Origin of the sequence: Streptomyces sp. NPDC049837 (assembly GCF_040674455.1) — a bacterium.
GTDB lineage: Bacteria > Actinomycetota > Actinomycetes > Streptomycetales > Streptomycetaceae > Streptomyces.
On record NZ_JBFAMP010000028.1, the window covers coordinates 1 to 5,835 of the forward strand.

The following is a 5,835-nucleotide window of genomic DNA, read 5'->3' on the forward strand; positions in this document are numbered from 1 at the left end:
GAGCAACGGCTCGATCCGCGCCCATTGCGCATCAGTCAACGGCACACCTGGACCAACGACTGACAGATCCAAACGAAACCGCCTAGGGCCTGTCCGGCCGATCATTGCCCGCAGCAGGTGAGCCGTTGGCGCTGAGATTGAACATGCTTGAGTGAACGCGTCGACGATCGCCTGGGCGTACCCCTGGCCCTGCGCCAGCACTGCCTTGACATCGTCGTCCGTGTACCTGCTCTCGCAGCCGCCGAAGAAGTACTCGACAAGGAGCATGCGCATCCACTCGCTGTCGCCCCACGACTCGTGGGCGCGCAGACACGGCGCCCTACGGGTGCGCGCCCACTCCTGAAGGCGGAAGGCTGCGATGGGCGGCTACCCTGACGAGACGCTCAAGGACGGCGAGGCGAGCGAGTAGCGCCGGCCGGCGAACACGCCCCCGTCACACTCCACATCACCGACGACACCAGCGACTCGGTGGCCACCGTGGACTACGACGGCCACACCACGGAGGCGTTCCCCGTCACCCAGGCCGGCCCGCGCGCCCTGTGGGATGAGATCGCCGCCTACCAGCAGTGGGTACAGATGGGCAGGCCGGGAGTCGACCAGTACGGGACCGCTGTCACCGCGGACGGGGAGTCCACAGTGTGGGTGGAAATCCCAGGCGAGGGAGTTCTCCCCATCGCGGCGCCTGACCTCTGAGTTAGGCCAGTAGGCGGTAAGCACAGTGCCCCCAAAGTCGAACTGCAACTGGAACTTGGTGCCCTGGCGTGACCCAAGGGCCAGGGCTTCACCTTCCAGCGAGTCCGTCAGGCCACGTCGTACAGGGACACTCCGTCGGCGCAACCTACACTCGCGCTGGTGCGCGGCGGCTTGCCTGCCCTTTGCCTGCAGATATCCCCTACGGGTACGCCACTGAATGACTCCCCCGCGGAAGGCCTCGCATGACTACAGGACCAATGCAGTTCGGCACTGTAAACGATTCCGGTTCGGACACAACCGAGCTGCGGTCCACCGGGTGGGGGACCCTCCACGTCGTCACTCAGGGGCCGGTGAGGCCCTCACAGCCGCGGGAGGGTCAAGTGGAGTGACCGGGGCCTCCAGCGCCGCGGACGGCCGAGGGGTCCTTGGGGTGGCCTGGGGCGCAGGCGGCATTGGCGTCGCCGGGGTTGCTCACGGCCCGCCCGGCCCTGGGGTCCTGTTCACCAGCGCGGTCGGCGTCTACGGTTCGAAGGGAATAAGGCGCCGGGGCGTCGCTGGCTTCTTCAATGGCAACTGCCTGGTGCTGGGCGAGTTCGCCAAGGCTAGTGGCGGGTTCCGTATCGATCACCCTCTGGACCCGGAGAATCGCTACCTCCAGCACTCGTTCGTTGAGTCCCCGGATCAGCTCAATGTCTATAGCGGCACCGTCACCACGGACCGTGAGGGAACCGCAGTCGTTGAACTGCCCGAGTACTTTGAAGCGCTGAACACAGGCTTCCGTTATCAGCTCACGGTCATCGGAGGCTTCGCCCAAGCGGTCGTCTCTGAAGAAGTACGGGACAACCGCTTCGCCATCGCCACCGATCGTCCGGAGGTGAAGGTGTCCTGGCAGGTGGGTGGTGTTCGACAGGACACGTACGTGCGGACGCATCCCTTCGTTGTGGAGAAGGAGAAGCCCGAGTACGAGCGCGGCAAGTACCTCCACCCGGAGGCCTGGGGGATGCCGGAGGAGGCGGGCAGCGAGTATGAACGAGAGGCAGCCCTCCGCGAAGCGGCAGACAGGGCGGCTCGACGTTCCGCACCGTCCGGAGGTGCTGAAAGCAGCGACTGACGGGAAAGCGAGCTCTGCGTCGGCGAGCCGCTGTTCTGGGGCCGCCATGTTGATGGCGTCCCGGGCCGCGGTGAGGGTGGCCAGGGCGAGGCAGGAGCAGCGCCTTGCTCCGCGTGTGTGTCGGGCGCTGACCAGCGGAGGGACCTCTGTCTGTCTTGTGGCCTGGGGCATGGGTAGGAGTTCCGGGCTACCTTGGCCCCAGGTGATCCGTTGGGAGCCGCGAAGGGGTGACTCCGGGGCCGATTCAGGGTGCGGGCCGAAATAGCGGACGCGAGCCCAGCTCAGTAGCTGGGCGTCGTAGATGAGGGCGTCAGCCGCGCGGATCCGCGCAAAGTCGGGGCGGAGGGCCATCACGGTGGGTACCCCACCTGGCTGCACCGGTGGACGGCAACGCCTGCATGCGGCGCCTCGCGCCGATCGACGTATGATCAATCTCAGCGCCAACCGCTGTACCGATGTTCGTACCGACGTCAATTGCATCGGATGCGAATAGGCGACACTCGCCCTGGATGCTGGCCGGACACTGGACAGATGCGGTCCCAGCAGGGCCGTTGGCCTCGGAGCCACGGTAGCGGTCTTATCGGCGGACATCTGCGCGTCTCACTCCATCGAGCGATTGAACTGCGAAGCCGCCCCAGAGTCGCATCTGATGCGAAATTCTCGCGTCAGATGCGATAGACGGAGAGTGATGGCGGACGGGTGGGGACGGTCTCGTTCCAGGGTCTGCTCGGCTGCACCTGATCGACGGTCTGCCGTTGCTGCGGCCGGACGAGCAGGTCTTCGAGGCGATGATCAAAGGCTGGCGCGACCAGCAGCTTGCCCGGAACCTCTCGCCGGGATACGTCGATGACCAGGAACGTACGGTGCGGGCCTTCGTCCGGCATGCCGACGCTATGCCGTGGCAGTGGACGCCGCAGCACGTCGATGAGTGGTCGGCCGATCTGCGAGCCGTGCACGGCTGTGTCCGCTCCATCCTGCGCAACTATCAGGGCTCCGTGCGCCAGTTCTGTGACTTCCTGACCAACCCGGCCTACGGCTGGAGCGACGAGTGCCTGCGGCACTTCGGTACCCACCCGGTCCAGGTGGTCTACGACTGGAACGCCGCGACGCACGCCGACGAAGCCGAGGGCGAGCCGGAACGACGGGCCTTTACCCGGCCCGAGCTGGAAGCGTTCTTCGACCACGCCGACGAGGAAGTGCTGCGCGTTCGCGACAAGGGCCGCAAGGGCTGGCTGCCGGCCTTCCGGGACGCCACCTTGTTCAAGGTCGCGTACGCCTACGGCCTGCGACGCAACGAGACTCGGATGCTCGACCTCACCGACTTCGGCCGCAATCCGGAAGGTCGGGAGTTCGGTGAGTACGGCACCTTGCTGGTCCGCTACGGGAAAGCCAAGAAGGGGTCGCCACCGAAGTGCCGCAGCGTGCTGACCGTCTGGCGCTGGACGCCCGGCACGATCGAGGAATGGATCAGCGAGGTGCGGCCCGGGATGCGGCATTCGCCAAGCCGGGCCCTCTGGCCGTCCGAGCGAGGCCCGAGAATCGGGGTCCAGCGGCTGGACTCGCGCTTCGCCGCCTACCGGGACGCCGTCGGCCTGGACCCCGCGCTGGAGTTCCACTCGCTACGCAGGTCCTACATCACCCATCTGATCGAGGACGGCCACGACCCGTTGTTCGTCCAACAGCAGGTCGGCCACGACCATGCCTCCACCACCGCGATCTACACCTGCGTCTCCTCCGACTTCCGCACCCGCTCCCTGCGACGCGTCCTGGACGCCACCATCGAGGCCGCTCTGCGGCCGGGAAGGACCTCCTGATGTCACGCCAGATCAGCTACCGGTGGCGCCTGCGTGAGCTGATGGCCGCCCGCGGCATGTTCACCGTCGCCGAGCTCATGCCGCACCTGACCGAACGCGGCATCACCCTGTCCTCCTCCCAGGTCCACCGCTTGGTCTCCGGCACCCCAGAACGGTTGTCCCTGCCCGTGCTGGCCGCTCTCTGCGACATCCTCGATTGCACGCCCACCGACCTGATCGCCACCTCGGCCCAGAACCTTCCGGCCCGCCGCGCCGTCGGCGAAGAAGCTCCTGTCAACCTGGCCGCCCGCCGACCCACGCGGGTCCGGCTGACGCCCGAGGGGTGAGTGGTGACGCCCGAGGAGTACGAGCGATGGATGATCCGCGACTGCGCGCGCTGCGGCCGTCGAGCCTCCAAGTCCGCCGAGTGGTCGGACGGCCCGATCTGCCGAACCTGCTACGACCGTGCGATGCGCATCCGCGGCCGCTGCCCAACACTGCACCCTCGCCGACACGCTCGCCCGCCTCCTCGACGACGGCACTGGCCGTATCGCCTCAAACTTCCTGCCGCTGGTCAAGATCCTCCTGGAGATGGACCGGCCCAAGAGCCGCTTGATCTGGCTCCGCAACCCCAACGTCGTCCGTCTGCTGCGGGGCCTGGCTACCGGCAGCATTCCGCTCACCCACGACGGGCTGCACCAGGAAACCCCCTGGCGAACCGTTACCCACCTGCGTGACCTGCTGATGGACAGCGGTGTCCTCCCGCGAGTCGACTGGCAGCTCCTGCTCTACCAACGCTGGCTGACCGAACGGCTCGCCACCATCGAGGAACCCGAACACCACCAGCTTCTCCGGCACTTCGCCATCTGGCACCAGTTGAGGCGCCTGCGGTCAAAGGCCGAGAAGGCACCCTTGGGACGCTCCCAGACCAACCACACCAAGCAGGAAGTGACCCAGGCCGGCGGCTTCCTCGCGTGGCTCGCCGACCGAGGGCGCACAATCGGGCAGTGCCAGCAGGCCGATATCGATGCATGGCACACCGAGAGCCTGGCCACCCGCCGTCCGTCCCAGTCATTCCTGCGGTGGTGCATGAGGACCGGCCGGATGGCCCGCCTCACACTGCCGCCCGCGGTCATCACCCAGGACCCGGAAACCGATGCACCAGCACCGCCGGCTCGCGATCCTCCGCCGGGTCCTCAATGACGTCTCCTTGCCCCTGCGGGCCCGCGTCGCCGCCGCCCTCGTTCTCCTCTATGCGCAACCCGTCAGCCGCATCGTCCGCCTCACCATCAACGACGTGATCGACGACGAGACCGTCGTCACCGTCCGGCTGGGAGACCCGCCGTCCCCGCTGCCGGAGCCCGTCGCCGACCTGATGCGGGCCTACATCCGGTCTCGCCAGCACCTGCCCTACGCCAGCAGTAGGAGCTCACAGTGGCTCTTTCCCGGCCGTCAGCCCGGACAGCCCATGAACCCGGTCAGCCTGCAAGTCCATCTGCGTGAGATCGGCGTCCCTCCGCAGCGCGGCAGAACCTCCGCGATCCGTCAGCTCGTCCTGCAAGCCCCGGCCCCCGTCATCGCGAAGGCACTCGGCTATCACGACAAGACCGCCACCCGCCTGGTCACCGAGGCCGGCGGAACCTGGAGCTGATACGCCCCCGGTGACCACACACGGTGAGTTGTCGTTCCACTCCCACTGGCATGCCTCGTCACTCGGGAAAAGTGAAGCCCAGTTCGCGCAGGCGGGGCAGGCAGGCTTCGAGGCACTGCTCCACCGACGCAGCATCGGTACGCACGAGGATGTCGTCACGCAACGGGGCACCACTGGCCACGAACGTCCAGGGCTTCCGCCTTTCTGCCATCCGCTCAGCGTCAGCCTTGAACAGCACGGTTATGCCCTGTTCGGCCAGCGCCTCCATGATCGCGACAACGTCCACCGGTGACCCCTCCAGAAATGACTCGAATGCACCACGGTGAACCTATCGGTCCGAGGGGGCACCACGAGCACGGTCCTCGCCACCCAGAGTAACCAATGAGGACTGTCCAAGCTGGAATACGCGACACCTCAACATGGGGGCCTACCAGTCCCGGGGCCGTAAGAATCCGCCAACTATGATCATTCACAGCTCAAGATCCACTTTCGATACACGGCCTAGGCAGTTTCGTTTGGATCAGTGGGACGTTGATCTGGGCATGTCGCTGACTGACGCCCAGTGGGCGCGGATCGAGCCGTTACTT

General features: G+C 66.5%; 8 protein-coding genes. 6 read left to right on the forward strand and 2 right to left on the reverse strand.

The genetic code is table 11. From position 1 onward, the window contains the following. A partial coding sequence (locus AB0J57_RS34705; protein ID WP_366132411.1) for a hypothetical protein occupies window positions 1–267 on the reverse strand: 267 nt, incomplete at its 3' end. A 201-nt stretch (window positions 268–468) separates the two neighbouring features. On the opposite strand from AB0J57_RS34705, the gene AB0J57_RS34710 reads away from it, so the two are divergent. From AB0J57_RS34710 to AB0J57_RS34735, 6 genes are all read left to right on the forward strand, one after another. Further along, window positions 469–693, forward strand: a complete 225-nt coding sequence (locus AB0J57_RS34710; RefSeq protein WP_366132412.1) for a hypothetical protein — start codon at window positions 469–471, stop codon at window positions 691–693. Window positions 694–1,123: 430 nt separating this feature from the next. Then, window positions 1,124–1,804, forward strand: a complete 681-nt coding sequence (locus AB0J57_RS34715) for a hypothetical protein (RefSeq protein ID WP_366132413.1) — start codon at window positions 1,124–1,126, stop codon at window positions 1,802–1,804. 755 nt (window positions 1,805–2,559) lie between these two features. Further along, the gene (locus tag AB0J57_RS34720) at window positions 2,560–3,618 is read left to right on the forward strand and encodes a site-specific integrase (protein WP_366132414.1); all 1,059 of its coding nucleotides are present in this window, start codon (window positions 2,560–2,562) and stop codon (window positions 3,616–3,618) included. Further along, on the forward strand, window positions 3,618–3,944 hold the full coding sequence (locus tag AB0J57_RS34725; protein ID WP_366132415.1) for a helix-turn-helix transcriptional regulator: 327 nt from the start codon (window positions 3,618–3,620) through the stop codon (window positions 3,942–3,944). Before AB0J57_RS34720 ends, AB0J57_RS34725 begins: the two co-directional genes overlap by 1 nt. A 118-nt stretch (window positions 3,945–4,062) precedes the next feature. Further along, window positions 4,063–4,800 carry a hypothetical protein gene (locus tag AB0J57_RS34730; protein ID WP_366132416.1) on the forward strand — a complete coding sequence of 246 codons (738 nt, stop codon included), beginning with the start codon at window positions 4,063–4,065 and terminating at the stop codon, window positions 4,798–4,800. Beyond that, window positions 4,754–5,248 (forward strand): hypothetical protein, encoded by a 495-nt coding sequence (locus AB0J57_RS34735; RefSeq protein WP_366132417.1) that lies wholly within the window; start codon window positions 4,754–4,756, stop codon window positions 5,246–5,248. Before AB0J57_RS34730 ends, AB0J57_RS34735 begins: the two co-directional genes overlap by 47 nt. Window positions 5,249–5,306: 58 nt before the next feature. Here AB0J57_RS34735 and AB0J57_RS34740 read toward each other — a convergent pair whose 3' ends face one another. Further along, a complete protein-coding gene (locus AB0J57_RS34740; protein ID WP_362034433.1) occupies window positions 5,307–5,534 on the reverse strand; it encodes a hypothetical protein in 228 nt (75 codons plus the stop codon). Window positions 5,535–5,835 lie beyond the last annotated feature (301 nt).